The organism is Pseudoroseomonas cervicalis ATCC 49957 (assembly GCF_000164635.1).
Classification (GTDB): domain Bacteria; phylum Pseudomonadota; class Alphaproteobacteria; order Acetobacterales; family Acetobacteraceae; genus Pseudoroseomonas; species Pseudoroseomonas cervicalis.
The window spans coordinates 1-2,317 of sequence record NZ_GG771021.1 but is presented as its reverse complement, the minus strand read 5'-3'; the positions used below and the strand labels follow the sequence as shown (position 1 = coordinate 2,317).

Here is a 2,317-nt window from a genome sequence, read left to right as displayed (position 1 = left end):
CACTTCTTTCTGTCTGATGGGGCTCTCCCCCGCGCTTCAGCGCGCCGGCCGAAAGACATAAACACATCCTTATGACTCGTGTCTCAGCCTGTTCGGCGGGGCGGGGCTGTGCTATCCGCGCCGGCAGATTCGGAGAACAGCCATGCCCCTCAAGAGCGGTTTCAGCGACTACAAGGTGAAGGACATCTCCCTGGCCGAATGGGGCCGCAAGGAGATCTCGATGGCCGAGGACGAGATGCCCGGCCTGATGGCCATCCGCGAGGAATATGGCCCGTCCCAGCCGCTGAAGGGCGCCCGCATCGCCGGCTGCCTGCACATGACGATCCAGACCGCCGTGCTGATCGAGACGCTGACCGCGCTCGGCGCCGAGGTCCGCTGGTCGTCCTGCAACATCTTCTCCACCCAGGACCACGCCGCCGCCGCCATCGCCGCCGCCGGCATCCCCGTCTTCGCCTGGAAGGGCATGAACGAGGAGGAGTTCTGGTGGTGCATCGAGCAGACCGTCCGCGGCCCGGATGGCTGGGAGATCAACATGATCCTCGATGATGGCGGGGATCTCACCGTGCTGATGCACGACAAGTATCCCGAGCTGCTGAAGAATGTCCGCGGCCTGTCGGAGGAGACGACGACCGGCGTGCACCGGCTGTGGGAGATGGCCAAGAAGGGCACGCTGAAGGTGCCGGCCATCAACGTGAACGACAGCGTCACCAAGTCGAAGTTCGACAACCTCTATGGCTGCCGCGAGAGCCTGGTGGACGCCATCCGCCGCGGCACCGACGTGATGATGGCCGGCAAGGTCGCCGTCGTCGCCGGCTATGGCGATGTGGGCAAGGGCTCGGCGGCGTCGCTGCGCAACGCCGGCTGCCGCGTCATGGTGACCGAGGCCGACCCGATCTGCGCCCTGCAGGCCGCCATGGAAGGCTATGAGGTGGTGACGATGGAGGATGCCGCGCCGAAGGGCGACATCTTCGTCACCGCCACCGGCAACATCGACGTGATCACGCTGGACCACATGCGCGCGATGAAGCACCGCGCCATCGTCTGCAACATCGGTCACTTCGATTCCGAGATCCAGATCGGCGCGCTGCGCAACTTCCAGTGGGACAACGTCAAGCCGCAGGTGGACGAGGTCATCTTCCCCGACGGCAAGCGCCTGATCGTGCTGTCGGAAGGCCGGCTGGTGAACCTCGGCAACGCCACCGGCCATCCGAGCTTCGTGATGTCCGCCAGCTTCTCCAACCAGACGCTGGCGCAGATCGAGCTGTGGACCAACCACAAGAACTACGAGTGCAAGGTCTACACCCTGCCCAAGAAGCTGGACGAGAAGGTGGCGGCGCTGCACCTCGCCAAGGTCGGCGCGCAGCTGACCAAGCTGTCGGCGGCGCAGGCGGAGTATATCGGCGTGCCGGTCTCCGGCCCGTTCAAGCACGAAGAATACCGCTACTGAGACCGGCGCGGCGCCACCTTCCGGGGGTGGCGCCGCCGCTCCGGGCCGCACGGCCCGGGCCTGGCGGAGGCGGACAGCCCCCTGCCCTGCCTCACCCCGGCTTCCCTCCCCTCCCCGCCTGCCGGCGGACCGGTTCCGTCCGGCTGGCGGGTTCGTGATCCGGCGCCCTGCGGCCCCCTGGGTTAAGCCCCGGCCGGGCCGCCACGCTTCCGGACGCGGCCGCCGCCAGAAGGAGGAGCGAAGCGTTGCTGGCCCTGATCGGTCTACTCACCATCCTCAGCGTCGTGGTCCTGCTGCTGCTCGGCAGGGCCTCGCCGCTGCTGGCGCTGTCGCTGGTGCCGCTGGCCGGCGCCCTGCTGGCCGGCTTCGGCCTGGGCGAGATCAGCGGCTTCTTCGGCGACGGGCTGCGCCGGGTGATGCAGGTCGCCACCATGTTCATCTTCGCCATCACCTTCTTCGGGGTGCTGCAGGATGCCGGGCTGTTCCGCCCGCTGATCCGCGGCCTGGTGGCGCTGACCCGCGGCAATGTCGTGGCGGTCACCATGGGCACGGCGGTGATCGGCATGCTGGCGCATCTGGACGGGGCGGGGGCCACCACCTTCCTGCTGACCGTGCCGGCGCTGCTGCCGCTCTACCGCCGCCTCGGCATGAACCCCTATCTGATGCTGATGATGCTGGCGACCGGCGCCGGCATCTTCAACATGATGCCCTGGGCCGGGCCGCTCGGCCGCGCCGCCGCCGTCACCGGCATCGAGGTGACGGAGCTGTGGCGGCCGCTGATCCCGGTGCAGGCGGCCGGGGTGGTGCTGCTGCTGGCGCTGGCCGCGCTGCTCGGGCTGCGCGAGCAGCGGCGCATCGCCGCGGCGGGCG

At 68.6% G+C, this 2,317-nt stretch carries 2 protein-coding genes; both read left to right on the top strand.

Annotation, left to right across the window (positions count from 1 at the left end; genetic code table 11):
* Window positions 1-142: 142 nt before the first annotated feature.
* Complete coding sequence (gene ahcY, locus HMPREF0731_RS21415; RefSeq protein ID WP_007006338.1) at window positions 143-1,447, top strand: adenosylhomocysteinase; 1,305 nt, start codon at window positions 143-145, stop codon at window positions 1,445-1,447.
* A 245-nt stretch (window positions 1,448-1,692) separates the two neighbouring features.
* On the top strand, window positions 1,693-2,317 hold a 625-nt coding region (locus tag HMPREF0731_RS21410; RefSeq protein ID WP_007006337.1), incomplete at its 3' end, for an SLC13 family permease.